Source organism: Pelotomaculum sp. FP, assembly GCF_004369245.1.
GTDB classification, from domain to species: Bacteria; Bacillota; Desulfotomaculia; order Desulfotomaculales; family Pelotomaculaceae; genus Pelotomaculum_C; species Pelotomaculum_C schinkii.
In genome coordinates, this window is record NZ_QFGB01000060.1 from 1 (window position 1) to 26,718 (window position 26,718).

The 26,718-nt window shown below is 44.8% G+C and carries 22 protein-coding genes; 15 read left to right on the forward strand and 7 right to left on the reverse strand.

Annotation, left to right across the window (positions count from 1 at the left end; translation table 11 throughout):
• Positions 1 to 302: 302 nt before the first annotated feature.
• From Psfp_RS17625 to Psfp_RS17655, 7 genes are all read left to right on the forward strand, one after another.
• A complete protein-coding gene (locus tag Psfp_RS17625; protein ID WP_134219834.1) occupies positions 303 to 1,187 on the forward strand; it encodes a xanthine dehydrogenase family protein subunit M in 885 nt (294 codons plus the stop codon).
• A gap of 3 nt (positions 1,188 to 1,190) precedes the next feature.
• Positions 1,191 to 1,691: a (2Fe-2S)-binding protein gene (locus tag Psfp_RS17630; protein WP_134219835.1), complete on the forward strand. Its 501-nt coding sequence runs from the start codon at positions 1,191 to 1,193 to the stop codon at positions 1,689 to 1,691.
• Entirely contained in the window at positions 1,684 to 3,003 is a 1,320-nt protein-coding gene (locus Psfp_RS22565) for a molybdopterin cofactor-binding domain-containing protein (RefSeq protein ID WP_134219836.1), read from the forward strand. The genes Psfp_RS17630 and Psfp_RS22565 overlap by 8 nt, the downstream gene beginning before the upstream one ends.
• Positions 2,996 to 3,994, forward strand: a complete 999-nt coding sequence (locus Psfp_RS22570) for a molybdopterin cofactor-binding domain-containing protein (protein ID WP_134219837.1) — start codon at positions 2,996 to 2,998, stop codon at positions 3,992 to 3,994. Before Psfp_RS22565 ends, Psfp_RS22570 begins: the two co-directional genes overlap by 8 nt.
• A gap of 266 nt (positions 3,995 to 4,260) precedes the next feature.
• The gene (locus Psfp_RS17645; RefSeq protein WP_134219838.1) at positions 4,261 to 6,075 is read left to right on the forward strand and encodes a thiamine pyrophosphate-binding protein; all 1,815 of its coding nucleotides are present in this window, start codon (positions 4,261 to 4,263) and stop codon (positions 6,073 to 6,075) included.
• Between the two features lie 236 nt (positions 6,076 to 6,311).
• Complete coding sequence (locus Psfp_RS17650; protein ID WP_192895512.1) at positions 6,312 to 6,947, forward strand: hypothetical protein; 636 nt, start codon at positions 6,312 to 6,314, stop codon at positions 6,945 to 6,947.
• 57 nt (positions 6,948 to 7,004) lie between these two features.
• Entirely contained in the window at positions 7,005 to 8,246 is a 1,242-nt protein-coding gene (locus tag Psfp_RS17655; RefSeq protein ID WP_134219840.1) for an MFS transporter, read from the forward strand.
• Positions 8,247 to 8,795: 549 nt separating this feature from the next.
• On the opposite strand, the gene Psfp_RS17660 is transcribed toward Psfp_RS17655, so the two are convergent.
• Positions 8,796 to 9,758, reverse strand: a complete 963-nt coding sequence (locus Psfp_RS17660) for a LysR family transcriptional regulator (protein WP_134219841.1) — start codon at positions 9,756 to 9,758, stop codon at positions 8,796 to 8,798.
• Positions 9,759 to 10,435: 677 nt separating this feature from the next.
• Between Psfp_RS17660 and Psfp_RS17665 the strand changes: the two genes are divergently transcribed.
• Both Psfp_RS17665 and Psfp_RS17670 read left to right on the forward strand, forming a co-directional pair.
• The gene (locus Psfp_RS17665) at positions 10,436 to 11,881 is read left to right on the forward strand and encodes a sodium:solute symporter family protein (protein WP_134219842.1); all 1,446 of its coding nucleotides are present in this window, start codon (positions 10,436 to 10,438) and stop codon (positions 11,879 to 11,881) included.
• A gap of 498 nt (positions 11,882 to 12,379) precedes the next feature.
• Complete coding sequence (locus Psfp_RS17670; RefSeq protein ID WP_134219843.1) at positions 12,380 to 12,829, forward strand: VOC family protein; 450 nt, start codon at positions 12,380 to 12,382, stop codon at positions 12,827 to 12,829.
• Positions 12,830 to 12,916: 87 nt separating this feature from the next.
• On the opposite strand, the gene Psfp_RS17675 is transcribed toward Psfp_RS17670, so the two are convergent.
• A complete protein-coding gene (locus Psfp_RS17675; RefSeq protein ID WP_134219844.1) occupies positions 12,917 to 14,194 on the reverse strand; it encodes a Bcr/CflA family efflux MFS transporter in 1,278 nt (425 codons plus the stop codon).
• Between the two features lie 256 nt (positions 14,195 to 14,450).
• Positions 14,451 to 14,948 carry an aminotransferase class I/II-fold pyridoxal phosphate-dependent enzyme gene (locus Psfp_RS17680; RefSeq protein WP_134219845.1) on the reverse strand — a complete coding sequence of 166 codons (498 nt, stop codon included), beginning with the start codon at positions 14,946 to 14,948 and terminating at the stop codon, positions 14,451 to 14,453.
• Positions 14,949 to 15,252: 304 nt separating this feature from the next.
• Here Psfp_RS17680 and Psfp_RS17685 point away from each other — a divergent pair, with 304 nt between their 5' ends.
• On the forward strand, positions 15,253 to 15,882 hold the full coding sequence (locus tag Psfp_RS17685; protein ID WP_134219846.1) for a TetR/AcrR family transcriptional regulator: 630 nt from the start codon (positions 15,253 to 15,255) through the stop codon (positions 15,880 to 15,882).
• Between the two features lie 24 nt (positions 15,883 to 15,906).
• Entirely contained in the window at positions 15,907 to 16,134 is a 228-nt protein-coding gene (locus Psfp_RS17690) for a PEP/pyruvate-binding domain-containing protein (RefSeq protein ID WP_192895513.1), read from the forward strand.
• A 367-nt stretch (positions 16,135 to 16,501) separates the two neighbouring features.
• On the opposite strand, the gene Psfp_RS17695 is transcribed toward Psfp_RS17690, so the two are convergent.
• From Psfp_RS17695 to Psfp_RS17705, 3 genes are read right to left on the reverse strand one after another with little or no spacing between them, the layout of a single operon-like run.
• A complete protein-coding gene (locus Psfp_RS17695; RefSeq protein WP_134219847.1) occupies positions 16,502 to 19,612 on the reverse strand; it encodes an efflux RND transporter permease subunit in 3,111 nt (1,036 codons plus the stop codon).
• 7 nt (positions 19,613 to 19,619) lie between these two features.
• Complete coding sequence (locus Psfp_RS17700) at positions 19,620 to 20,738, reverse strand: efflux RND transporter periplasmic adaptor subunit (RefSeq protein WP_134219848.1); 1,119 nt, start codon at positions 20,736 to 20,738, stop codon at positions 19,620 to 19,622.
• Positions 20,739 to 20,795: 57 nt separating this feature from the next.
• A complete protein-coding gene (locus Psfp_RS17705) occupies positions 20,796 to 21,380 on the reverse strand; it encodes a TetR/AcrR family transcriptional regulator (protein WP_134219849.1) in 585 nt (194 codons plus the stop codon).
• Between the two features lie 259 nt (positions 21,381 to 21,639).
• Between Psfp_RS17705 and Psfp_RS17710 the strand changes: the two genes are divergently transcribed.
• The 4 genes from Psfp_RS17710 to Psfp_RS17725 all read left to right on the forward strand — a co-directional run bounded on the left by Psfp_RS17710 (position 21,640) and on the right by Psfp_RS17725 (position 24,946).
• Positions 21,640 to 22,152 (forward strand): GNAT family N-acetyltransferase, encoded by a 513-nt coding sequence (locus Psfp_RS17710; RefSeq protein ID WP_134219850.1) that lies wholly within the window; start codon positions 21,640 to 21,642, stop codon positions 22,150 to 22,152.
• 262 nt (positions 22,153 to 22,414) lie between these two features.
• A complete protein-coding gene (locus Psfp_RS17715; protein ID WP_134219851.1) occupies positions 22,415 to 23,446 on the forward strand; it encodes a methionine ABC transporter ATP-binding protein in 1,032 nt (343 codons plus the stop codon).
• Positions 23,439 to 24,116 carry a methionine ABC transporter permease gene (locus tag Psfp_RS17720; RefSeq protein WP_134219852.1) on the forward strand — a complete coding sequence of 226 codons (678 nt, stop codon included), beginning with the start codon at positions 23,439 to 23,441 and terminating at the stop codon, positions 24,114 to 24,116. Before Psfp_RS17715 ends, Psfp_RS17720 begins: the two co-directional genes overlap by 8 nt.
• A 5-nt stretch (positions 24,117 to 24,121) precedes the next feature.
• On the forward strand, positions 24,122 to 24,946 hold the full coding sequence (locus Psfp_RS17725; RefSeq protein ID WP_134219853.1) for a MetQ/NlpA family ABC transporter substrate-binding protein: 825 nt from the start codon (positions 24,122 to 24,124) through the stop codon (positions 24,944 to 24,946).
• Between the two features lie 245 nt (positions 24,947 to 25,191).
• On the opposite strand, the gene asnS is transcribed toward Psfp_RS17725, so the two are convergent.
• On the reverse strand, positions 25,192 to 26,583 hold the full coding sequence (asnS, locus tag Psfp_RS17730) for an asparagine--tRNA ligase (protein WP_134219854.1): 1,392 nt from the start codon (positions 26,581 to 26,583) through the stop codon (positions 25,192 to 25,194).
• Positions 26,584 to 26,718: the final 135 nt, after the last annotated feature.

The following is a 26,718-nucleotide window of genomic DNA, read 5'->3' on the forward strand; positions in this document are numbered from 1 at the left end:
TAAGGATGTAATGAATGAGTTTATTGCTTATTTTTGTGCTTCTCAAGAAGAATTTATGTTGCAAACCTTTATGAAAGAAAAACTTGATACGTTGAGGAAAATGATCGTAGCTGGAATAAAGCTTACAGATCCTCGGTTGTTTGACCTGCTTTAGGGTATTTGTCGCGGTGGAATCCATATTAAGACACTAAGAAAACAAAGGGGGTTATTTAATATAGTAATAAAATAAATTATTGCTATCTGAGCTGTAACAAGAATTGCTGCTGATGAAATGCTGCGTATAAGAGGGAGGATGATATTCCATGAGAAAATACAAGTATGAAGCGCCGCAGTCGTTTGAAGAGCTTTTTGAGATTATGCATAGAGCTAATTTGGAGAAGGACGAAATAAAGTTCGTGGCAGGGGGAACGGATTTTGTTCCCCGGCTTAATTTTGAACTGAATATGATCCCACGCGAACAAAAACAGCCCCTGCAAATTATTTATTTGGGATGCCTTGGCATGGATTCCATTATTGAAGAGGACGGAGTAATCTCTATAGGGGCTTGCTGCAAACTGAACGATATAATGAAAAATCCTGTTATTTGTGAAAAACTTCCCGTTCTGGTTGAAACAATTAGTCAAATGGCGGGGCTTACAATTAGAAATACTGGAACGATCGGTGGAAACATTATGAATGCCTCTCCGGCTAATGATAGCATCCCAACCTTTATAGTACTGGATGCAAACTTCATTTTAAAGTCGGAAAAAGAAGAGAGAACAGTAAAAGCTTCAGAATTTTTCACAGGGCCGGGAAAGACTGTCGCCAAACCGGATGAAGTTCTTACAAGGATTGAAATCAATTTGAAAAAAGGACATGCTTCCTTTAAAAAGCTTGGAAGAAGGCAGGCTGAAACGCTTTCTGTTGTTAATGCGGCAGCCTATGTGGAGCAGGAGAATAGTGTATGTAAAACCGTGCGCGTGGCAGTTGGATCTGTGGGGCCTACCGTAATTCGTTGTGAGCGGGTTGAAGTTGCTCTGCGCGGGAAAAAGCTTACGGAAGATGTAATTAAAACTGCCAGCTTAAAAGTGCTGAATGAAATCAATCCCATCGATGACCTCAGAGCAAGCGCGTGGTACCGGAATAAAACTGCGCCGGTAATGGTTTCCCGCGCGATCAAAGCGGCAGCAGGAATAAGGGGGGAGTAGCCAATGTCAGAGATTCTAAATTTATATGTGAACGGTACAAAAATGCAAGCGATTGCAAAGCCTGAATCGACGCTTCTGGAAGTTTTAAGAGACGAACTGCATCTGGTTAGTCCTAAATGTGGTTGTAACCATGGAGATTGCGGAGCTTGTACGGTAATTCTTGATGGAAAAGCGGTAAAGTCTTGCACTGTTCTGGCGCTTACGGCAGAAGGGAAAAAAGTTGTAACAGTTGAGGGTCTCAGTAATGGCTCAGAACTTCACCCGGTTCAGCAGGCATTTATCAAATATGGCGCTCCACAATGTGGTTATTGCACGCCTGGTATGGTAATGGCGACAGTTGCGTTCCTATTGGATAATCCGACTCCAAAAGAAGAGGAAATCAAGGATGCCTTAAGTGGAAATCTTTGCAGATGCGGTGGATATAAGGAGTATGTTAAAGCTGTTTCGGCTGTAGTAAGCGGAGAATTCGGCCGCCTCCCGGAAGGAAGTGAGATAAATGCTTAATTATGTTGGCAAAAGCATTCCTAAATATGATGTTATGGGGCATGTAACCGGAAAAACAGTGTACCCGAGCGATGTTAAAATGCCTGGAATGCTTATATGCAAAACATTGCGTTCTCCTTACAAGAGGGCCAGGATTCATTCAATTGATATTTCAGAGGCGCTCAAGGTAAAAGGTGTTCATGCAGTTATTACTAAAGATGATGTTCCGTACAACAAATTTGCCATGTACCCGGATCAGGATGTTCTAGCTGAGGAAATCGTAAGGTTCAAGGGGCAGAATATAGCAGCGGTTGCAGCCGATGACAAAGCTACCGCTTTGGAAGCGTTGAGCAAAATAAAGCTGGACATAGAAGAGCTTCCTGCTGTAGTTGATCCGCGCGAAGCTATGAAAGAGGGAGCGCCTTTAGTACGTCCGGAAGGAAACCGCTACCTGTTTGATGGTAAATATCCGACCAGAAAAATTAGAAAGGGAAATATTGAAGAGGGTTTTGCTGAAGCTGATTTCATTGTAGAAGGAAGTTATAGGACGACATCCCAGGAACACGCGCCTTTGGAAACCTGCAGTTCACTTGCATATATTGACGGCACAGGCAGACTTGTTATTCATTCAAAATCTCAGGGTCTGTTTTTTACCCAGTGGGATTTGGCAAATGTATTTCAAATTCCACTGAGCAAATTGAAGCTTGTTGGCGGTACCATTGGCGGTGGATTCGGCGGTATGCTCAGCATTCATACCGACCATATCGCGGGTTTATTGGCTTTAAAGACCAGAAGACCTGTGAAATTTGCGTTCACCCGTGAAGATGAAATGCTTCACAGCTCAGTTCGTAATCCGTGGTTCTTCAAGTATAAGGATGGAATTCGTAAAGACGGTGTCATTACCGCACGCCAGGTAGAACTTATTCATGACTGCGGCGGGTATTCCGAGATGGGGATGTATGTTTTAGAAAAGAGTGTAAATTATATAGCGGGTCCAAATAAAATCAAGAATGTGTGGGTTGACGGTACACTGATTTATACAAACAAAATGCCAAGCGGCGCCATGAGGGGGTTCGGTGTGAATGTTGGGCAGTTTGCGGAACAACTTCAGACCGAAAAGCTCGCCAGGACGGTCGGGATCAGTCCCTTTGATATTCGCTTTGTTAATTCATTTAAGGAAGGGGACCTGGCCCATGCCCAAAATCCACTTGTAGCTGTTTCAGGCATCGAAGTTCTGCAAAAAGTGGCGAAAATGGCAGGTGTAGAACTTCCTGAAAAATATCTTGCCATGAGCTCTAAAGACTCTGGGGAAGGGGGAGTCCGTAATGATTAAAAAAGGAAGAGGGTTAGCGTCTGTTTTCTATCCCACAGGTTTTAATGGTGGAGGGGATGCCGAAACCGTTTCCATGCGGGTTAAAAGGGATGGTTGTATTGACATTACCAATACTATTTCCGATCTGGGTCAAGGTCTAAAAATGGTGACGATACAAATTGCCGCAGAAACTCTGGGAATTGGCCTGGAAAACTTTACGCACGATAATACGAACACGGACACTTGTTCCTATAGTATAGGCGCAGCCGGAAGCCGGTCAACCTACACAGTAGGAAATGCAACAATTGATGCGGGGAAAAAACTCATAGGATTATTAAAGTCTTATGGGGCCGGTATGCTGCATTGCGATGTTTCAGAAGTGCAGTATGAAAAGGGGAAAGTGTTTAAAGAAAGCGATCCCTCACAGGCTGTAACATTGAAAGACATTGGAGGAGACGCCAACCCTGGCGGTGTACCGCTGATTGTTGCAGGAGGCTTTCGCCCCCCGGTCGCGCCGTACGATCCGGAAACAGGCAAGGGGCTTCCAAGCCGTACCGTGGGATGGGGTGCGACTGTTGCAGATGTCGAAGTTGACGATGAGACAGGTATTGTAAAAGTAGAAAATTTATATACCTGCTATGATATTGGGACGGTAATTAATCGTCTGTCGGCTCAAGGACAGGTTGATGGCGGTGACATCATGGGTATAGGTATGGCCCTGTTCGAAGACCTTACTCCGAATTACCCGGAGAGCATTGATATGCAAACATCCAATTATACTGACTATATCATACCGACTTTTATGGATATGCCCAAACATAGTGAAGTACAGTTTCATGAGAGCTATGATCCATACGGGCCATATGGGGCCAAAGGACTTGGTGAGATGGTTAACAATACACAACCTGCTGCCATTGTTAACGCGATTTATGATGCAGTTGGTGTTTTGGTGGAATCAATTCCGGCTACTCCGGAAAAGATTTTACGTTTATTAGAGGAAAAAGGGAAATAAGAGTATTCTCACCGGAATACTGAAACAGGCCATAATACGGATAATAAAGGGTAAAACACGCCGGCTTTGTTAGGCAGATTTAGGAGATTTCTATCTCTTTGTGTTACCCGAAATGTGTAGTGACTATAAGTGACAGCAAGCCGTACCAAGGGGAGCTTCACTTTGAAAAGAGATGATGTAAAAAAAGATAACGACGAAAATAAGTTACGTAAAGCATCCATGGTAAGTTAAGGCAATGTTGATTTAGTAAAAAAGGAGGATGTCATATGATTTACACCGCGGACAAATTAGGTAAATACAAAGGCGCGGATGTCGTTGCTGAGTATATGTTAAAAGAAAAAATACCTTATATGATTGGATATGCCGGACATGGGGCGATCGGTCTTTTAGATTCTTTTTATGACAAACAAGATCAGATCAAAATAGTTTGGCCCCGTATAGAAACGGCAGCGGGATTTATGGCTGATGCTTATTACCGTCTTACAAAAGTGCCGCTTCCCGTTTATGTTTCAACTGGACCTGGTCCAGCACTTTCAACATGTGCCGTGGCTAACGCATATTATGATTCTTCCGCGTTTTTGCTGATTACCGGAGAAGTTACCACCGATCAATTTGACACTGGCGCCCTGCAGGAACCCTATCGCCAACATCCGGCAGATTTCCCTTCGGTAGTCAGAAATTATGTGAAACATAGTTACCAGGCTACAACCGTACAGCAAATTGCAGCATTTCTTCCGAAGGCATTTAAATTGATGCAAACAGGCAGACCTGGTCCGGTTCATCTGGAAGTTCCATACGATGTTTATCAAACAGAAGGTGAAACCGTAGTTCCGGATCCTGAGACCTGGGCTGACTCCGTTTCCTGGCGTCATGGTACAGAACCTCATGTTATTGCAGCTATCCTTAAGAAATTAAAGGAAGCAAAAAGGCCTTTGATTTTGGCTGGAGGCGGCGTCCACGTATCGGAAGCCAGAGATGAACTGCTAAAATTTGCAGAATGTATGAATATTCCTGTCTATACTTCCCTCATGGGCAAGGGCGCTATGGCGGAAAGCCATCCGCTTCATTTAGGCGTCTGCGGTTGCTGGGGGCATTATCCTGCTGTTGAAGCTGCTCGCAATGCTGATGTTATTCTGGTTCTGGGGTGCCGATTCTCCGATTTGCATACTGCTTCCTGGCAGCCTGGTTTTGCTTATAACATCCCGGCTACAAAACTGATCCAGGTCGATATCGATCCCTCCGAAATTGCCAGAAACTATCCGGTCGATATGGGAGTTGTAGGTGATATCAAGACCGTTCTTGGCCAGTTAACTGAAAAAGCTAAGGAACTTAAAGAAGCTGGTAAATATGATGTTTGGTTTAATGAATTAAAAGGATATAAGAAGCAGTGGGATGATTTTGTAACACCGTTTAAAACTTGTGATGAAAAACCCATTGATCCAAGACGTTTGATTTACGATATTCGTAAAGTTGCGCCGAAGGATGCCATCATGTTCTCAGATGTAGGAAACAACCAGCCTTGGATTGAGGAGTTCTGGGGTTCTGAAGTCCCGGGAACTCACTTTACTGCTGGTGGATTTGCTGCTATGGGATTTGGCGTTTGTGGTGTTCTCGGTGCTAAATTGGCCAGACCTGAAACAACATGCATTAATGTTTGTGGTGATGGCGGCTTCTTAATGATGCCTCATGCTGTAGCAACCGCTGTCCAATATAATCTGCCTGCTGTCTGGATTATCATGAACAACTATGCCATCGGCGCAATTCGTGACCTGCAGAGATTCTACTTTGGCGGGCGGCAGATTGGCACCAACTTCGAAACCTATAAAGGCACAAAATATCACGATGGTGAACTCTGGAACCCAGATTTCGCAGCAATGGCCAAGTCCATGGGCGGCGAAGGCGTGCGCGTAGAAAATCCTGGAGACATTGCTCCTGCTGTGGAAGCAGCGATCAAGAGCCAGAAACCCACTGTCATTGATGTGATCATTAACAGGGATACTGCAGTTCCTCTTACCAGCACGTGGCAAATGCCTCCTATTCCTCCTGCATTGCCTACTTTTGGAGAGATAAAAATACGCTAAGTCTGTAAGAAAACAGGGACGGTTAGATTCTTTCTGACCGTCCCGTTTTAAAAAACCAGAGGTCATATGGATGTGGATTGAATTCTAAGATTGTAAATAGGAGAAAAATGATGGTTTCTGCAATAACTTTAGTGAATTACCTGAAGAGACGAAACCCTTACCCTTGCCTGAGTGTTCTTGAATCGGCCGTCGTTTGCTGCCGGAGAAGCGGGACGAGCATGATACCTGCGCCTCTTTTGGAAGATATAGCTTCCTTGCATGGTAAGGAAACAACGGAAAAGGAAATAAAAAACCTTGAGGAAATGGCAATTCTTGAACGAACAGATGAAGGGATTTCTCTGAATAATGAAGTGTTGCCTCTGGTGTCTGAGCAAATTAGGCAACTGAAAAAAAACTTAAAGCTGACTCTAGCAGATAAAGAGCAAACAGCTGGTATATTTCTGAAGGAATTGGTTGCCTACCTACAACAAAAAGTTTCCGATTTGGTCGTGGCTGAAGCGATAGATGGAGCAGAGTATCTTTTAGTATGGTCGGGGAAAAAGTACCGGTTGCAATTGGCTTTTTCTCCTGCATGGTTGCCGGCTGCGGCAGAAGAAGCTGCAGCGGAAAACAGCTATGTAGCTATTTTAGGGCCTTTTGCAGCTCAAAATTGGCTAAAAATGTTTCGTTATTATGAATATCCTGAATTTAGAAATTATACAGCGTATTTTGACCCTTGGTGTTGTCAAAAAATGAATATTAGCAAAGGAGGACTATTCACTTACTTCGATTGGTTTTTCCGGGATAATTATGGATTAAAGTTTTTTATTCCTGACGAATTTACCAGAGGACTGCACAATATAGGGCTTCTACGTTACAATGACGAAAGATAAGAATTACCAGGCTTTTTAGAAAAATTCTTTATCTGCTAGTAGGGAGGAAAGATATAAATGCAAAACAGCGTAAACGTTGCGCAAAGTCAACCTGGGACACCGCAAAGATGGCAGGTTTTAGCGGCTACATTTCTTTCCTATTTTTATGATAGTTATGACTTGATTATTCTATCCATTGCGATGCCTGTCATCATCAACGTACTTGGGATCTCATTGTCCCAAGGGGGCTTATTGTCTTCTGTAAGCATGATCGGTGCCATGGTAGGCAGTATTGTCCTGGGAGTAGTTGCTGAAAATAAAGGGAGAAAATTCGCCATAATCTTGAGTTTAGTATGGTTTGGAATTGCAACATTCCCTGTTATCTTTATTACTCACTTTGGTAGTTGGATGGTATTAAGATTTTTCACAGGTTTTGGTATTGGAGGCGTCTGGGGTCCCGCAGTTGCACTATTAACTAAACACTGGAATGCAGAATACCGCGCCAGAGCCAACTCTTTCATGTTAAGTACATTTGCACTCGGAGGAATTGCCGCAGCACTTCTTGGAAGATTTTCTTTAAGTGTAGATTGGCGGATTCTTTTCCTGGTGGGTTCAACATCGATTCTTGTCGCTATTTATTGTTATTTTGCAATCCCGGCTGATGAAACTGATAAACTCAAAGCTGAAAAAAACGTAGTAAGGGAAAAAATTGGCGTTGGTGTCCTTTTCAAAGGAGAGATCGCAAAAATCACCATATTGGCAACCTTGTTGAATGTAGCCAATATGGGAGGTTATTGGGGCGTTAGTTCATGGGTTCCAACTTATTTAAAGACAGTTCGAGGATTAAGCGTTGAGAGAATGGCAAATTTCACAATCGTCATGTATATTGGAATGTTTATTGGTTATCAAGCGTGGTCTTCTCTAGCTGATAAAATAGGCAGAAAGAAAGTTATGGCACTTTGCTTTTTGTTTGATGCGGTCTCAGTTATTATGTACCTGATATTGCCCAACGAAGTACTGTTCTGGTGGGGCGCTGTGGTCGGTTTTGGTTTCGGTGGCGTGTTTGGCGTTATGGGCGCTTATTATGGTGAATTGTTCCCGGAAAGATTTCGTGCACTGGCTGGAGGATTCTGCTTCAATATAGGAAGACTGGGTTCGGTTTTAGCTCCTTTTACAGTGGGTCTGATAGGGCAGTATTATGGTTTGAAAGTTGGGTTGGAAATTACGCCGGCGGTGTTCGCCTTGGGGTTAATAGCAGTAGCCCTCTTGCCGGAAACCATGCAAAAGAAAGTATTGCATGAAAAAGAAAGTATTGCATGAAAAAGAAAGTGAAAGTGTTGGTTCAAGTTATGAATATCAACTAAATTTTGTTATATAAAATAGCCTTAAATACTTTACCGCACATAATCTTATTAGTGAAATTGAGAACATATTTTAGTTGCCTAAAAACAATAATATAAAGAATCCGATAGGCTGGCTAAAAGGAACCCAGGGTGAATATGCTAAGCTTTGCATCCCCCCTCTTATGCAAAGTATCCGTTATGCAAAGCAAACTTGGAAATTATTCATAAATGCCGGATAATACTCCAGTTGCTTTGCATTAACCCCCTGGGAATCACAACTCGGAAAGTAATGAGGAGGGCACTACCACTCTGGCTTAAACCGATCTCAATATTAGAGTGAGTGGTCAACTGGGTGCGGTACAATGTAGCAAATGAGGTCTGTTTAAAACGTCGCAAGTGTATTTTGGCATTTGTGTTATGTGTAATTAGGGTTCGTAAAGATTAAGGTGGAGATTTTCCTGCATAAACTGCTGGAAAATCTCCACCTTTACTATAATAACAAACTAGTTAACCGAACACTATCAGGTTATTTGACTTGTTCATTATCTGGGTAATAAGACCAGTTTAACCTATTCACCCGAAACTTTTTGTTCATGCAATTATTAAGAATATAATTTTTGAATCGCTGAACAGGCAATGTTAGGTGACGATTTTTTATATAGCCAAGATAAATCAGCCTTGTAACTAAGGGATTACTAATTGGACGAATTTTAACATTAAAGCTATTGAAAGTCGGGCTATATGGAACAATGGCTATACCAATACTGGCTGCAACTAACCCAGCCATAGAAGTTTCATCTTCTACCTCACAGCAAACCTCGGGAACCATATTAACCATTGAAAAAAGACGGTTAATCTCTTGTTTTAACCCATTTTTTGCTGCGTAATGTACTAACTGATAGGGTTTTGTATCCTCTAAATCAACCGTGGATTTACCAGCAAGAGGACAATCATATGGTAGAAGGGCAACGAATTCTTGCTCATATATAGGAATAAATTCTATGTTTAGATCTTTAGGTTTCAGAGAAACAAAAATCAGGTCGAATTTTTCATCTTTTAAACCGTTGATTAAATCAGAAGTACAGTCTTCCTTCGTAGTCTCGCCTTCATGTAAAGAAATTTTTATATTCTTATGCTCATTAACTTTTAAAAAGTTGGTGATTAAGTTGGGTATGAAATGAGAGCTAAGTGTATAGGTAAATCCTATACTAATTATACCGTTTGTATCGCTAGACATTTCTTTAATCTTTTTAGTACCCTCTTCCACCTCCCTTAATGCATTTTCCACATACGGCAAAAATAACTTACCATGTTTTGTTAATACAACATTACGACCTTGCTTTTTAAATAAAGGAACTCCTAGCTCGCTTTCTAAAGCTGAAATTGCATGACTAAGACTGGGTTGGGTCAAGGAAAGCTTTTCGGCAGCTTTTGTGTAGTGCTCTAGCTTAGCTAGAGTTCTGAAATAGTAAAGCTGGTAAAGATTCATTTTGCTCACCCTTTAGCATGAAATTCAGTCTAAATTAAGTATATCAAAATCTATAGATATTGCCCATATAATCAACTGAAATAACCAAGGGGCATGCATATAGCGAATATAAAGAGTTTTATCCATAGATATTATCTATAAATACGTCCATATTAATCCATATAAACCATATAAATTACTATGGGTTATATTAAAAGATATTCTAATTATTATAATCATGAACATTTGTTATTTTGTTTTAGCCTCTATAATTGATAAAGAATATGCATTGTAAAATTGAAAATTCCTATTTGGTACCACTAATTATTGTTTAACACAAACCAGTGGTGTTATTTAATGATTGGGTAGCAATGACATTATTATCATAGCAATAAATTTCCGGATAATTAATCCTTAACAATAAATTTTAAAAGAAGTTTTGCTGTGGAATTAAATATAGATATTAACTATGAAATAGCCCGAAATATCTCAATAACATGCATTAGAAAAATATGCATAGATATATTATTATTAAATCAACTTTCTAAGAACAAAAGTTAAACTCGTCTCTTTAAGAAGAGGTAAAAAGCCATGAAATTATCTTTTAAACCGGTTCAATATGTTTGCAGTTGTTATGAAAAGTTTAACAACAAGCATTTGAAGAATATTAGATTACAGGGAAGGGATATGGTTAAAGAATGAATTTGTTACTGACGACCGGTCACATTGCCGGGATTGTAATTACGCTTTTAGCAATCATAGCAATCGGAATATACGCCGGTAGTATGGTTAAATCCCCAAAGGATTTTTCCCTTGGTGGAGGCCGGGTTAATGAGGCAGTGGTGGCGGGGACGATTATGGGTACTATGGCCGGTGGTTCCTCTACTATAGGTACGGCACAGTTGGCTTTCAATTTTGGTTTTTGCGCCTGGTGGTTCACCCTGGGTGGAGGTATTGCTTGCGCCGTGCTTGGGCTTGGCTTAGCCTGGAAGTTATATGATAGAAATATAGAAACAATGCCCCAGTACCTTGTTAGTGTATATGGCCATCGTATTGGTCCAATTTCAAGTATTTTATCTTCCACCGGTATTTTTCTGAATATTGTTGCGCAAGGACTTTCGGCAGTAGCACTGCTTACTGCTATGTTGCAGATCAATCCGAGCTTGGCTGCCTTGATAAGTGTGTTATTGGTACTAGCTTATGTATTTTTCGGTGGAGTTTGGGGTGCGGGACTAGTTGGAGTGGCAAAATTGGGTTTACTTTACCTGGCTACCATTGTCTGTGGTGTATTTGCTTATAAAATGGTAGGTGGTTGGGCCGGGTTAACAGCTCATTTCCCAATATACCCCTGGTTTTCACTGTTTGGCCGTAGTTTCAACCAGGATTTTGCGGCGGGGTTTTCACTACTGGTAGGAGTACTCTCTACCCAAACTTATATTCAGGCTGTTCTTTCCGCCAAGAGCCTTGCTAAAGCCCGTACTGGAGCATTAATTTCTGCTTTTATGATTCCCCCGCTTGGTATAGGAGGCATATTGGTTGGTTTATTTATGCGGGCTAATTTTCCAAATACACCATCCGAACAAGTCTTGCCTATCTTTGTTATGAATTATCTGTCTCCTTTTTTAGCAGGGGTAGTTTTGGCAACATTATTAGTTGCTATTATAGGTACCTGGGCAGGTTTAACACTTGGTGTCTCCACCATGCTTACCAAGGATATCTATAAACGGTTTATTCGAGTTCATGCTGGTGACCAAGAGGTATTGAAAGTACAACGTATATTAATCTTTGTTATAAGTGTTCTTGCAATCTTTTTTGTTGCAGGCAGTTTAAAGTCTATGATAATGGGTTGGAGCTTTTTATCCATGGGGCTCAGAGGTTGCGCTGTGCTTTTCCCATTGCTGGGGGCGGCGTTCTTCCCGCAACATGTAACGCCGCCGGCTGGAATCGTAGCTGCACTGATAGGCCCACTGGTGGACCTAATATGGCACTTAGCTTTTCCAAAAGGGCTGGATCCTCTATATGCGGGCCTGTTAGCCAGCTTCATGGCAATTTTACTGATAAGTATGTTTTCAAAACGTAAAAAAATTGAATCCCTAAGCCACACGGCTTATATGGAAGAGGTAAATAATAAAGATTTCAACTAGAATTTCAAGAAATTTGTTTCCGAGAATTTAAGAGGTGATGGATAAGCTGGATGATGATTTAGCTGTTTTTTTAAGGAAAAAGAAACAGTTGCAGGAAGAAGGGCTATTTCAATCCCCACCCGATATGCAAGGTGGGGATTATTGACGCTCACAGCCATCTAAACATACATAATTGGGGTTTTACCGCAACTTGTGTGTTTTTTTGGTGATTAACATTTCTGCCTATTTCAGGCTAAGCCCCTCTTGTTACAGTGTTTTTACTTATTTTGGGTGATTGTGGAGCCCTAAAGTTACATGAGTATAGGTTTTGAATTTGGCTTTATTAGTGTAATATATGTATTAGATACTTAGTTACATATTTTTCGCATCTATTAGGTTTTTTCACCTGGGCAACTCTGGCAACACGGCGCCGAGTAATCATAGTTTCAATAATGCCAAACCATTGATCAAAGTGTTTTTGTAAGCATTCGATTAAATACTTAATGGGGAGGATTTGACATGGAGGTAAAGTTTGCCCATACTAATATCGTTGCAAAAGATTGGCAAAAGCTAGCTCAGTTTTATATTAATGTTTTTGGGTGTGAACCCGTATATCCAGAACGGGATTTTAGCGGGGCATGGTTCGATCAGATTACAAACTTAAAAAGTGCCCGCGTAAGGGGTGTGCATTTACGCTTACCTGGATATGTGGATGGTCCGACTTTGGAAATATTTACCTATAACAAGCAAATTGAAAGAAATGAGGCAACTTCTATTAATAAACCAGGGTTTGCCCATATAGCTTTCCTGGTCGAGGATATCCGGTTGATCTGCGATAAACTATTAAAAAACGGTGGCAGCATGTTAGGTGAGATTGCTAAAATAAAAATATCAGGTGTCGGTGTCTTGACTATTGCTTATGCAAGGGATCCTGAAGGGAACATTGTAGAAGTGCAAAATTGGAATTAATTTAATAATTTTATTATTGGGTACAGCTACTCAGTGTGGAAATGCTGATGGAATGCCATCAAATACCAAGGTCATCTAGTATGCGTTCTACTGGTCCGCAATCGTTGTTTTGTGTTTCGCTTGATGTTGCTGCATCAATTGCATCTGGGGGACTTGTTTAATAAAAGATCTTTTTGAAATCAACAACCAGAGTACTCCGCAAGTCAGCCCGACAATGAGATTCAAGATGCCCAGGGCTAAAATGATGTTGCTCCAGTCATAAGAAATCAGAAGCATCCCGACACTGCCCATCAAAAGGCTGACGCAGCTCATGAGGGCTGAAGCTGAACCGGTATCTTCCTGCTGCTGCTCCAGCATCAGGTTGGTGCCGGGAGGACGCACGCAATTGGAAGCTATGGTTGAAGGTATCAGGGTGACAGCAAATAGCCAGGGACCGAGATTACCCAGGCTGCCAATTAGTGCTCCGCTCATGGCTACCACTGCAAAACATGTTATAATGATAGAACCGCGGTTGAATCGCCTGGACAAAATCAGGTATAGCATCGGACTAAGCAGTAAAAACACTGCATTCAGGGCAAAAAAGTAGCTGTATGTCTGTTCACTCAGACCAAATCCATCAATATAGATGTAGGATGATGAGGCCAAGTAAGCAAATGTGGGTATACCGGCCAAAGCAAACACACTGAGCAGGGAAGAAAAGCCAGGATTCTTGAGCACAACTCCCAGCCGGCCCATAGTCTGTCCTATCGTTCCGGTGTAACGCTTCCCTATAGTTTCCTCCAGAGCAAGGGCGCCCGCCAGGGCCAAAATGCCGATACCGGTAAGAGTCCAGAATATACCCCGCCATGAAATGAATTTCAATAGAATCGCTCCTAGAACCGGGGCGGTTATTGGACATATCATGGTCATTGACTGAACCAAGGCCAGAATGGATTCCCGCTTTTTACCATCATAAGTATCCTTAACCATAGCCATTGCAACAGAAGCGGCAGCTCCACCGCCAATTGCTTGAAATACCCGGAATATTATCAGTTGGTATACGTTTACAACACATGCGCTAAATAAGCTTGCCAATATATATACAGTCAAACCGGTGAGCAAAACAGGCTTACGCCCGTACTTATCACTTAACGGTCCCCAGAATAACATTCCGGCGCTGAAAAAGATAAAAAATAGTATTAAAGTGAGGTTGACCAGGTTTACAGGGGCTTTAAAATACACCGCCATACCAGGTAAGGCGGGAAGATAAAGGTCCGTAGACAGTGGTATAAAGGCGCTTAAGAATGTTATAAGCGCTATCAGGCCCTTTTGCCCGAGGTATTTTTGTCTTTTGTTCATATCAACTTCAGCGCTTGTTTTTTGCATTTTTATCTCCACCTTAGAATAGTTAGCAATTATATATATTAGGCTACTCTAATATATAGTTGTTTTTATTTAATTTCAAGCACTCAGTCGGTAAATATTGCACATTAAAAAGAAAAAGGCGTCCGTAAATTGCCGGGATGAATACCTTTAGGAAATAGGAACAAATTAATTTACACTTGTTATTGGATGGCACTTTAAAGCGAAAATGATGGGGAGCGCTTTATAATTTAAGAAGGAGAACCCGCCCCTGTCTCAATTAAACGATTGGTCTGACTGTCGTATTGAATGAAGCGCCTTTGCTCTGACCGGCCTTATCTATGCGCGCCAATGCCTCGGCCAACCGGCGGGCGCCTTCAGATAAAAGATCTTCAGGGTGGGTAGTAAAGCAAAGGCGGATTTCCCTATCCCCGTTCGGCGTAGAATAAAAAGCCTCGCCGGGAACAAAAGAAAGCCCGGTTTTGGCGGCCTCGTGCAGCAACCTGCTGGATAAGACCGGAGCCTGGATCCTGCACCAGAGATAAAAACCTCCCTCAGGCATATTGAAAACCAGTTTTTCCCCGCAACAGCGCCGCAGCGCCTTGACCAGCGCATCGCGGCGTTTTTTATACTCCGTGCGTACAAAGGCCAGGTGCTCCGGCAATGCTCCCTCTTCGAGCAGGCGGTGCGCCAGCCACTGGGCCAAATTGTTGCTGTGCAGATCGACAAACTGCTTATCCAAGGCCAGCCGGTTGATCAAAGCCGGGTGGGCAGCCACATAACCAGGATGATAGGGGTGCTATAATCCATGAGGTCGTTTAAACACTTATATCCCACGCAAGGACCGTAACACAAATGGTCAATTATGTAGGGGTCGCTTGATATCAGTGATGGCGTTGACAAGCCCGGTATTTCGTAAAATGAACGCATCAATTTATGAAGATGTTGCAATTCAAATGGGGTATTGACATATCTGAAGAGATGAGGGAGAATAAGACTACGAATACACACTGTGTAATATTACATATTGTATAGAGATATGATTTTTTCTCTGCGTCAATGAACCTTGAGGAGGTGTGGTTTTGGAACTTGAGAATATGCCGGTTGAAGGCAGGGCTGAGAGAAAGAAAAAGGAAACACGGCGAAAAATTGTGGCGGTGGCCATCGGGCTCATAGAGCGACAGGGATTTAACAATACCACTATGGAACAGATAGCAAATGATGCTGATATCGCCAGGAAGACCCTCTATAATCACTTCCCTGTAAAAGAAGCGATTGTAGAGGAATATGTGAGAGAAATATCCAGGGGACTGGCGCAAGGGACCTTTGACACATTGGATAAGCTGCCTGACATCAGATCGCGCCTGCTGGCCGCTCTTGATAAAGCCTACGAATGGGTTGAAATAAACCCGGAGCTAACTGGTATTTGCCTTGGCTACCGGCTGAAGAACATGTCAAAGGGGTCAGGCTACAGTGATGGTGAAACGGGCACCCAGAGCATCATGGCTGAGATTATTCGCAAAGGACAGCTGGCGGGTGAAATCAGGCGTGATGTATCTGTTACTCTGCTGGTAGCGCAAATCGATATTATGCGCGGTGTGGTCGTCATGGACTGGTTGAAGGATCCGTCAAGATTTGAACTGCGACCACAGATGGCCAACATTGTGGACCTGTTTTTATACGGAGCCATTGACCGGGAAGGAGCTCAATAATATAAACAGGGGGTGACGGGAATAATGGAATCTCCAATCAAGTACATATTGACCTGGGATGAAGCTTTTCAGTCCGGCTCCCAGGTGTCCGGAGGAAAGGGTTGGAATTTGGCTCGCCTGGCCAGGTACGGCTTTAAGATCCCCCGAGGAATAGTTCTAGCTACCCGGGCTTACCACGAATTTATAAAGTATAATCAGCTGCAGGAGAGTGCCTGGACCTGGATGAAAAAGAGGTTCTTACAAGGAAATTAAGGGACACCAGTATCCAATACCATATTATTATGGAAAAAAGGGCAAGATAAAAGGCAAGGAGCCTGCGCCAACGCGATAACTCTTTGCCTTTTATTTATTTGCAGTGTTATCTAATTCTGAAAATGCAGGTGCGAATTCATTCGCACAAATGCAGCGTTGGCTGCCACAAGTCCGGCGCTGGCGCGCCGTGTGCGATTGAAATCGCGCCTACATCGCCGGTGTTTTCATGACGCGTGGCGCCGCGATAGCGGCGTGGGCAACTGCTCGCGAGAACACAAAGTTCTCAACCACATTGCTTAGTTTTGTCCTCTACCGGCCCGTGATAAGCGTGAGAAACTAATTTCTATGTTTTGCGCCTGTATATACTTTATGAGGTCACCTGGGCGTTTGCCTTCCTGCTGAGCCTCCGGCTTATTCTTTTGCCCCAATCATCAAAAATAGTATACACAACGGGCACAAAAACCAGGGTGATAAGCGTCGACAGGGTTAGACCAAAGGCCACCACCACGGCCATCGGCGCCTGTCCTTCGGAGCCTTCACCAGTACCGAAAGCCAGAGGCAGGAGCGCCAGGATGGTGGTAAGCGCGGTCATCAGGATGGGGCGCAGCCTGACCGGTCCGGCTTCCAGAATAGCCTCCCTGAGATCGTAACCCTTTTTGCGCAGGGTGTTAATGTAATCAACCAGCACAATGGAGTTGTTTAGGACAATCCCAACCAGCATAATAGCGCCGATCAAAGCCGGCACGCTCAGGTGGTGTCCGGTCAAGCCCAATCCCAGGACCACCCCGACAAAGGTGGGGGGTAGGGCAAACATAATGATAAAGGGTTGGAACAAAGATTCAAACTGGGCAACCATGAACATATATACCAGCACAATAGCCAGCAGCAAGGCCAGCCCCAGGGAGCCGAACGATTCCGCCATATCCGAGGCCTGACCGCCAAACTCAACCAGGTAACCTTCAGGGACAGCAAGGTTGTCCAGTTTTGCCTTGATTTCCGCATTAATACTGCCCAGGTCCCGGCCGGCAATATCAGCGGTAATACTGACCTCCCGGTTTTGGGTGTACCTGGAGATTTGCTGCGGGGCCTTGTCGGTTACGATCTGCGCCACTGAGTTTACAGGTACTCTGGCGCCGGTGGAAGATACAATGGTCAGGTTGGCCAGGGTATCTGATGTGGCGGTTAAACTGTCGGTGGTTTCCAGCCTGATATCCACCTCGTTATCGCCGGTGCGCATCTGGCTGACAACCTGTCCGTCAAAAGAATTGCGGACCGCGGACAATACCTGGCTGGCGGAGAGGCCATAGCGGGCGGCTTGTTCCCGGTCTACAACCACCTGCAGTTCATAACTGGCATCGGCCAGGGAGTTTACGGCATTTCTAGTCCCGGCGGTTTCTTTAACGATATTGAGTACCTGGTTGCCCAGCTGCTCCAAAACTTCCAGGTCATCGCCGCGTATGGAAATATCAATCGCGCTGCCGGTTGACATTGCCGACCCGGTAGTTACATTTATCTCAGCTCCCGGCACCTTGGCCAGAATCCGGCGTAATTGTTCCGCGGCCTCAGTGGTTGTAATCCGGCGTTCGTCCAAGGGCTTCAGTTTTACCTGCAAAGAAGCCTCCCGGGAGCCTCCGCTGCTCATGGAATAGGCGCCGCCGCCGCCGACTGTGGCAAAGATATGGTCGACATCACTGATTTCATGCCTGATCAGGTCTTCAATGTTTTCAGCGAATTGTTTTGTTTCTTCCAGCTTGGTCCCGGCCGGCAGTTTGACGTCTACGGTCAGTTCGCCCTGGTCCATATTGGGTATGAACTCGGTCCCGATTAATGGCGTGGCGGCCAGGCTCAAGGCCAGTGCCAAAACAACTAACCCGACGACTCTCTTTCTGTGGTCCAAAGCCCACCGCAGAAGTTTTCCGTAACGTTCGTTCAGCCTGTGCAAGAGACGTCCAAAATGGACGGCAGGGTTTTTGCTTTTTCCTTCAAAAACCGCTTCAGGCGGGGGTACACTTTGCAATAGCTTTGAAGAAAGCATTGGCACCAGCGTTAAAGCGGCAAATAAAGCGGCGATGTGGGAAAAACTCACGGTTAAAGCCAGGGGTTTAAACAATATGCCGGCCAGCCCTTCCACAAAGACGATGGGCATAAAGACAAGTACCTGGCACATGGCTGACGCCGTCACGGCGCTTCCCACTTCAGCCGAGCCCAGCTTGGCTGCTTCAATAATCCCGAAACCGTTTTGGCGGTAGCGATAGATACTTTCCAGCACTACCACGGAAAAGTCCACCAGGGAGCCCAGTCCCAGCATCAGACCGCCCAGGGACATCATATTGATGGTCTGCTTGCCGAAATACAACATGGCAAACGTGGCTATGATGGAAATGGGTATTACGATCATCACGACCAGAGTGCTGCGAATATTACGCAAGAAGAAGTAAAGTACGATCATCGCAAATATGCCGCCCAAAAGACCGTGATGGGTGACACCGTCGATGGAACTTTGGATGAATGTGGACTGGTCCATTACGGTTTCTATCTTCATGCCTGCCGGCAGCACTTTGTTGAGTTCGTTAACTTCCTCGTGTACTTTCCTGGCCACCTGCACGGTGTTGCCGTCCGACGCTTTCATGACGTCAATACCCAGGGACGGTTCGCCGTTGGTGGATGTGTAGGTGGTCTCGTCCTTAAACGAGTCCTCGATAGTGGCAATATCACCCAGGGCAATGGTGTTTCCTGTACCTGAAAGACTAATCCTGATATTTTTTAAGGATTCGGGAGTATTGTACTCACCTAAAACTCTAATGGTCATCTCGCTGGAACCGCTGTCAACAGTTCCCGCTGAACCTGCAATATTATCCCCGGCAATATTCTGTACCACTTGAGAGACACTCAAGCCATAGGACTCCATTTTGGCCCGGTCCAGTTGGATCTTTATTTCCCGTTCCTTGCCCCCGTTAATTGTAGCCGAGGCGACCCCGCTGATTCTTTCCAGGCGGGGTTTAATAGTATCTTCAGCAACTGTCTTAAGGCGCACCAAATCTTTCCCCTCAACGGAGAGCATGATAATCGGCATATTATTGGGGTCCATTTTCAGGGTCATGGGTGAGCCGGCATCTGATGGCAGCGAGCCTTTAATCATTTCGACCTTATCACGCAAATCATTAACGGAGTTGTCCACACTGGTGCCCCAGTCGAATATTACGATTACCATCGAACGCCCGAACTGGGATATTGACCTGAGTTCCGTAACGTTGCTGACAGTCGCCACCGACGACTCAATTGGTTTGGTGATCAGTTTCTCTACTTCAGCCGGGGCGGCGCCTTCGTAGGAGGTAACAATTGCCGCGACCGGCAGCTCCATATTGGGGAAAAGGTCGACAGCCAGGCGGGGCAGAGAAAACAGCCCCAAAACAACCAGGGCCAAAATCAACATGGTTATGGCAAGAGGGCGTTCGACAGATACATCAGTTATTTTCAATTCGTGTTTACCCCCTTTCAGAATTGACCACTTCAACTGCCTGGCCGTCAGTCACCAGGTGATTGCCCTTGACAATGATCTCCTGTCCTTCCTGAATACCTTCGGTTATTTCAACCAGATCCCCGGTCGAGACCCCCTTCTTGACCGTTATTTCTTTGGTTTTACCGTCTTCTACCGCATAGACATAAAATTGCCCGTTGCGTTCCAACACCGCGTCTACCGGCAGTGTTATCGCTCCCTTGGATATGCCGGTTTCAAGGTCTAATTGGGCCACCATGCCGGCTTTAAGATCACCTTGATCATTGTTTACTTGAATTTCCACGGGGAAAGCCCGGGTGGAAGAGTCAGCTTGAGGCGCTACCGAGACTACGGTACCGGTTACGGTTTTATTCAAAGAGTTAATGATTACTGGAACCTCGACCCCCGGTTTAATGGAAACGACAACATTTTCTGATAGTTGTACTTTAACTTTAACTGTATCCAACTGCACTATTGTTAGCGCGGTAGCCTGAGGGCCGGCCATTTCACCATTTTCTATACTTACCGATGCTATCAATCCTGTTAATGGCGAAGCCACTGTGAAGTTGTTGCAATTTTCCAGTGCGTTTTGATAGGTAGCCTGTGATTGTATAAGTTGCTCCTCCGCCAGTTGCTTGCCGATGAGGGCATTATTGAGCTTGCTTTCCGCCTGCTCAAATTGTGTTTTAGACACTGTTTGCGCCTCATAAAGCGCTTTGATGCGGTCATAGTTCAACTGGGCGTCAGTGACTTCCTGTTCAGCTTTATGTAGACCGGCTCTTGCTACACCCACCCCGGCCTCTGACAGGGTTTTTGCATTGAGGGCTTCGGTGGCGTCTAGCTCGAATAAGACTTGCCCCTTGCTAACTCTATCTCCCACCTTAACATGCACTGCCGTTACCCGGCCGGAAACCTTTGGGGCTACAGCCGCCTCGGCGCCGGGCATAATTTCCCCGCTGGTATTTAATGTGTGGGCCAGATCTGCAACTTGGGCTTTGGTGATCTCAACAGGGAACAGTACTTCTTCTTCAGGCGTGGTTTTCTTGCCGCAGCCCCCTAGTACCAGCGCAATTAACAATAATATGGCCAGGACTGTTAAACGTTTCAATTTGATATCTTCTCCTTTATAAGCTATTCAATCAATACTAAAAAGCATATTAACTAATTATTTATTTGAAATACCTTCCAAAAAGATATCTAAAGCAGTTTTAGCGGTGTGCTCCAAGACTTTTTTATCATTTTGCTGCTTGAGCCACTGAACGCCGATACCTTCGAAAGTGCCGATAAAGATATTTGCAGCTGTTTCAGGGTCTAATGCTTTAAACTCTCCTTTAGTTATACCGTCCCGTATAACATTCTTGATGATATTGTTTTTATTTGAGTTATTGATATTGGAACAAGCTCTGTTCAATATTTCTTTATCCTTGATATGCAGTAAAAATTCATGGGTTAATGCCAAAAAAGGCGCCGCTATTACTTCAAGGTAGAGATCTACAAATTTGCCAAGAGCCGCCTTCGCTGAATCTTCACTTTTTAACCGGGCCGTGAATTCCCTGTTCCATTCACTCAGGCGTTTTTCAATTATATACAAAAAAATTTCATCTTTGCTTTTGAAATGCCAGTAAATTCCCCCTTTACTGATTCCCGATGCCTTTACAATCTCATCCATAGTAGTACAATTATAACCGGAGGACAAAAAACAAGCTAAGGCAGCATCTGCGATTAAGTCCTTTTTTAATGCTTTATCCACAATTATCAGCCCCCCTAACAAACCGACTGGTCGGTCTGGAACAATTTTACGGCGAATTTTTACTTTAGTCAAGAGCTGGTTACTTTACCTTTACATTAAAAACAATGTCAAACTTCCTATGTGAACGCCCAATAAGGGTGAGGCGGGGGACGGTTCTCTGTCTCACCCTTCTGGATAGTTTGAAATTTTTATTAGTTGGCTTTTTGAGTGGCTCTTAATTGAAATCGATGTTAAGCTAATGCAGGGAGGTATGGGTTGCATGATCAGGCAGGCAGTTGAAAAGGATTTGTGTGAGATTATGGAAATTTATAATGACGCTATATTAAATACCACGGCAGTATACACCTATAAGGTCCAGACAATAGAGGAAAGAAAGCTGTGGTTTCAAAAGAAGAATGAGGACAATTTTCCGGTCATCGTTTTCGAAGAAGACAATACGGTCATGGGTTTTGCCACTTTTGGACCTTTTAGAGCCTGGCCGGCTTATAAATACACCATAGAACATTCGGTTTATGTACATAAGGACTATCGGAAACGCGGCATTGGAACTGCGCTGTTAAAACAAATAATCAAGCTTGCTAATGAAAGAGAGTATGCGACATTGGTTGCCGGTATAGATGCTTTGAATGAAAAAAGTATTGTAATGCATGAAAAAATGGGTTTTCAATATTCCGGCACAATAAAGAGGGCCGGCTTCAAGTTCGGCAAGTGGCTTGACCTGGTATTTTATCAGTTGGATCTGACCGGTCCGGAAGATCCGATTGAGGGGTAAGGGTAAATGATTCGGATACCTGGCCGGCGGTAAGCAGCTGAGACGAACCAGGTAATATCGGGATTATTGTTTGTTGACAAAATTATACCTTTGCGGGTGATATTAATAAAGATAATTGGTTTACTATATATTTATATCATAGAGAAATACTCGTAATATTAATAGGCTGGTTGATGAGAATATTTGGAGCCGGGTCTTTTTTTTCAGAAAAGCAGGAATAAGTCAACAAAAAGAAAATTATACCTCAGTGGAGGTATTAGAAATGATCGAGATCAAGAACCTCAGCAAAATCTATGCAACAACGGGTCAACAAGTCCTGGCGCTGGATGATGTCAGTCTCACTGTGAAAAAGGGTGAGATATTCGGAATTATCGGCTTGAGCGGAGCAGGCAAAAGCACTCTGATCCGGTGTATAAACATGCTGGAAAAGCCTACCCGTGGGTCTATTGCGGTCGATGGACGCGAGATTACCTCGCTCGGCATGGGGGAGCTGCGTTTAGCCCGGCAAAAGATCGGCATGATCTTTCAGCAATTCAACCTGCTGTCTTCCAGAACCGTCTTTGACAACGTCATGTTCCCGCTGGAGATAGCAAAAGTGCCGCGCGCGGAAGCAACAAAGCGGGTACAGGAACTCCTGGAACTGGTGGGCCTTACCGACAAGGCCGGGATGCACCCGGGCCAGTTGAGCGGAGGCCAAAAGCAGAGAGTGGGTATCGCCCGGGCACTGGCCAACGGCCCCAAGCTGCTTTTATCCGACGAGGCCACTTCAGCTTTAGACCCGCAGACGACCCGTTCGATCTTAAAATTATTAAAAGATATCAACCGGCAGCTCAATTTGACGATTTTGTTGATCACCCACGATATGAACGTGATTAAAGAGGTTTGCGACCGGGTTGCGGTCATCAGCAATTCCCGGATTGTAGAGATCGGTGATGTTCTGGATGTTTTCTCAAACCCGCAGACACCTACCTCACACAGTTTTGTCAATGCGGTTATCAGCCATGAGGTACCCGCTGAGTTGCTGCACAGTTCCACGGAGCGAAACGGCGAAACCACAACCAGGCTTATCAGGGTGTCATTTATCGGCGCTTCGGCGGGCAAGCCCCTGATCTCCTCAATGGTCCGGCGCTATAACGTTGATGTCAACATCATCTACGGTAACATCGACCGGATTAAAGATACCCCGTTTGGCAACCTGACCCTGGAAATAATCGGGCATCCCGAGTTATTGCAAGAGGCGCTTGATTATCTGCGCGGACAGGGCCTGGAAATAGAGGTGTTAACAAATGCTTGAGCTGTTAGGGGATAATTCCTGGATTGTCGGCAAAGTACTGGTGGCTACCTGGGAAACCATCTATATGGTCCTGATATCCACTGTTTTAAGCTACCTGTTTGGCCTGCCGCTGGGCATCATACTGGTAACCACTGCTAAAAACCATATCATGGAAAACAAGGGCTTAAACCGGGTTCTCGGGTCGATAGTCAATGCCGCGCGTTCCGTCCCATTCATTATTTTCCTGATTTTGCTCATACCGCTTACCCGCTTTGTGGTCGGCACATCTATCGGCACTGTGGCGTCAATAGTGCCGCTTACGCTTGCGGCCATACCCTTTGTTGCCCGGATGGTGGAGACTTCATTAAAAGAAATTGAGTGGGGGCTTGTTGAGGCTGCTGTTTCGATGGGAGCCAGCAATTCTCAGGTTGTATCCAAAGTTTTGTTGCCCGAGGCAATGCCTTCTTTATTGCTGGGGTTTGCCATAACTGCCATTAACCTGGTTGGTTATTCAGCTATGGCGGGAATCGTGGGAGGAGGTGGACTGGGTACCCTGGCCTATTATTACGGCTACCAGCGTTATGAGGACACTGTGATGTGGATTACTGTAATAGTCCTCATCATACTTGTCCAGGGGGTCCAAATGCTAGGCGACAATCTCGCCGGTAAGATAGTTAACAAAAGGAGGTAAAAAGCGTGAAAAGGTTTTTGGTACTCGTAGGTTGTCTAATATTTGCTGCAGGTGTTTTAGCGGGCTGCGGCGGCAAGCCGGCCCAGGAAAACGCCGGGAGTTCAGATACTCCCGCCAAGTTGGTGGTTGGAGCTACCGCCAAACCGCACGCCGAAATATTGGAGATAGTAAAGCCCATCCTGCAAAAGGAAAATGTGGACTTAGAAATCAAGGTGTTTACCGATTATGTGCTCTTAAACCCTGCCTTGAAGGACAAGCAGATTGACGCCAACTTCTTCCAGCACGCCCCATACCTGGAGGATTACAACGCCAAGAATAACGCTGACCTGACCTATACAGTTAAGGTACATACCGAACCTATGGGCGTGTACTCCAAAAAGGTTGAAAAGCTTGACGCGCTGTCCGACGGCGCCAGTATAGGCATCCCCAATGATGCGACCAACGGTGGGCGGGCCTTAGCGGTCCTCCAGGAGGCCGGACTGCTCAAACTCAAAGATGGCGCCGGCGTAACCGCCACTGATAAGGATATCGTTGAGAACCCGAAAAAATTAAAGATCCAGATGATGGACGCCGCAATGCTGCCAAGAGCGCTGGAGGATCTGGATCTCTGCGTCATTAACAGCAATTACGCGCTGGAAGCGAACCTCAATCCTGTAAAGGACTCCATCTTCATGGAAGCAAAGGATTCCCCTTTCGCCAACATCCTGGCGGTCAGGTCCGAGGACAAAGACAAGGACAGCATCAAAAAGCTGGGCCAGGCCCTGCAGTCGCCCGAAGTCAAGAAATTCATTGAAGACAATTACAAGGGCAGTGTAGTTCCTGCCTTTTAGATGAGTATGGTTGTTCTGTCAAAAACCGTTGCCGGACATAAAGTCCTGCAACGGTTTTTGACAAAAGACAGAGCTCTTTCAACATTCGTACATGACCCTATAGGACTGCAGTATATCCGGGTTTGGTAGAAGGCTGCTTTCGCAGTGCAAGTGCGATTGAAATCGAACACCCATTTCACTAAGGTTCATCTAGTGCCGGCGCCTTGTCGTCGGCATCATCACGTTCGTCTATGAATGTTCTGTCCCTAAAACTCAGCATTTTTAGGTGTCCTGGCAAAGGAAATAACGTCACGGATGTTGCTCATCCCCGTCAGGTACATGATTAACCTTTCGAAGCCCAGACCAAAACCTGCATGCCTGGTACCTCCGTATTTGCGGAGGTCCAGGTACCACCAGTAATCTTCTCTGTTCAATCCAAGCTCTTCGATCCTTTTTTCCAGGTAATCGAGTCTTTCTTCTCTCTGGCTACCGCCGATTATCTCACCTACGCCGGGGACCAATAGGTCCATGGCTGCGACAGTCCTGCCGTCATCGTTCAACCTCATGTAAAAAGCTTTGATCTCTTTGGGGTAATCCGTTACGAAAGCAGGCTTGCCGAAGTGCTTTTCAGTTATATAACGCTCGTGTTCGGTCTGCAGGTCTTGTCCCCATTCAGCCGGGTACTCAAATTGTTCCCCGGATTTTTTCAGGATCTCGATTGCTTCGCTGTAAGTGATATGGCCAAATTCGGCGTTGATTATGTTTCCCAAACGCTCAAGCAGGGACTGGTCTACAAAACTGTTGAAGAAATTCATTTCTTCGGAACAGTGTTCCAGCACATAGCGTATCGCAAATTTGAGCATATCTTCTGCCAGCTTCATGTCGTCGGTCAGGTCGGCAAAAGCTATTTCCGGCTCGATCATCCAGAACTCGGCTGCGTGACGCGGGGTGTTTGAGTTTTCAGCCCGGAAGGTAGGGCCAAAAGTATATACTTTATTAAAAGCCATACAGTATGTTTCCGCTTCCAGTTGGCCGCTGACCGTCAGGTTTGTTTCTTTACCGAAGAAATCTTTGGTGAAGTCCACTTCTTTTTTTGCATTTCGCGGGGTTTTATCAAAGTCCAGGGTGGTTACCCGGAACATTTCACCGGCGCCTTCCGCATCGCTGCCTGTGATAATGGGTGTGTGTACATAAACAAAGTCTCTTTCTTGAAAGAATTTATGAATGGCGTAAGCAGCGACCGATCTTACTCTGAATACGGCGGCATATGTATTGGTGCGGGGGCGCAGGTGCGCAATCGTGCGCAGGTATTCAAAGGTGTGCCTTTTTTTCTGCAGGGGGTAGTCCGGTGTGGAAAGCCCTTCTATTGTTATGCTTTCCGCCTTCAGTTCGAAAGGCTGCTTGGCCCCGGGTGACTCTACAAGTCCCCCATACACCTTGATGGCAGAGCCGGTGATGAGCTTTGATACTTCTTTGAAGTTGGCCAGGTCCTGATCATATACCACCTGCAGGTTGGAGAAAAATGTCCCGTCGTTAAGCTCTATAAAGCCAAAAGTCTTGGAAGTCCTGACTGTCCTTACCCAGCCGTTTATTTGTATCTTTTTATTTAGGTAGTTTTCCTTCTGTGCGTAGAGTTCTTTTACCGTGGCTATTTCCACTTTGTATCCCCTCGTATAATAGTATTAGAACCACCGGACAACCAAAATTCCAATTGAGGGAAATATGGGTAATCCAGATAGGTTCGGGAACCGGTTCCCAAAGTACGGGTACCGAGACCAACAAAAATCATTTGC

Coding starts and splice junctions, on each gene's coding strand:
- Psfp_RS17665 (WP_134219842.1), top strand. CDS start 10,436: ATGAATTTGTTACTGACGACCGGTCACATTGCCGGGATTGTAATTACG.
- Psfp_RS17720 (WP_134219852.1), top strand. CDS start 23,439: ATGCTTGAGCTGTTAGGGGATAATTCCTGGATTGTCGGCAAAGTACTG.
- Psfp_RS22565 (WP_134219836.1), top strand. CDS start 1,684: ATGCTTAATTATGTTGGCAAAAGCATTCCTAAATATGATGTTATGGGG.
- Psfp_RS17715 (WP_134219851.1), top strand. CDS start 22,415: ATGATCGAGATCAAGAACCTCAGCAAAATCTATGCAACAACGGGTCAA.
- Psfp_RS17690 (WP_192895513.1), top strand. CDS start 15,907: ATGGAATCTCCAATCAAGTACATATTGACCTGGGATGAAGCTTTTCAG.
- Psfp_RS17710 (WP_134219850.1), top strand. CDS start 21,640: ATGATCAGGCAGGCAGTTGAAAAGGATTTGTGTGAGATTATGGAAATT.
- Psfp_RS17670 (WP_134219843.1), top strand. CDS start 12,380: ATGGAGGTAAAGTTTGCCCATACTAATATCGTTGCAAAAGATTGGCAA.
- Psfp_RS22570 (WP_134219837.1), top strand. CDS start 2,996: ATGATTAAAAAAGGAAGAGGGTTAGCGTCTGTTTTCTATCCCACAGGT.
- Psfp_RS17645 (WP_134219838.1), top strand. CDS start 4,261: ATGATTTACACCGCGGACAAATTAGGTAAATACAAAGGCGCGGATGTC.
- Psfp_RS17660 (WP_134219841.1), bottom strand. CDS start 9,758: ATGAATCTTTACCAGCTTTACTATTTCAGAACTCTAGCTAAGCTAGAG.
- Psfp_RS17655 (WP_134219840.1), top strand. CDS start 7,005: ATGCAAAACAGCGTAAACGTTGCGCAAAGTCAACCTGGGACACCGCAA.
- Psfp_RS17625 (WP_134219834.1), top strand. CDS start 303: ATGAGAAAATACAAGTATGAAGCGCCGCAGTCGTTTGAAGAGCTTTTT.
- Psfp_RS17630 (WP_134219835.1), top strand. CDS start 1,191: ATGTCAGAGATTCTAAATTTATATGTGAACGGTACAAAAATGCAAGCG.
- Psfp_RS17675 (WP_134219844.1), bottom strand. CDS start 14,194: ATGCAAAAAACAAGCGCTGAAGTTGATATGAACAAAAGACAAAAATAC.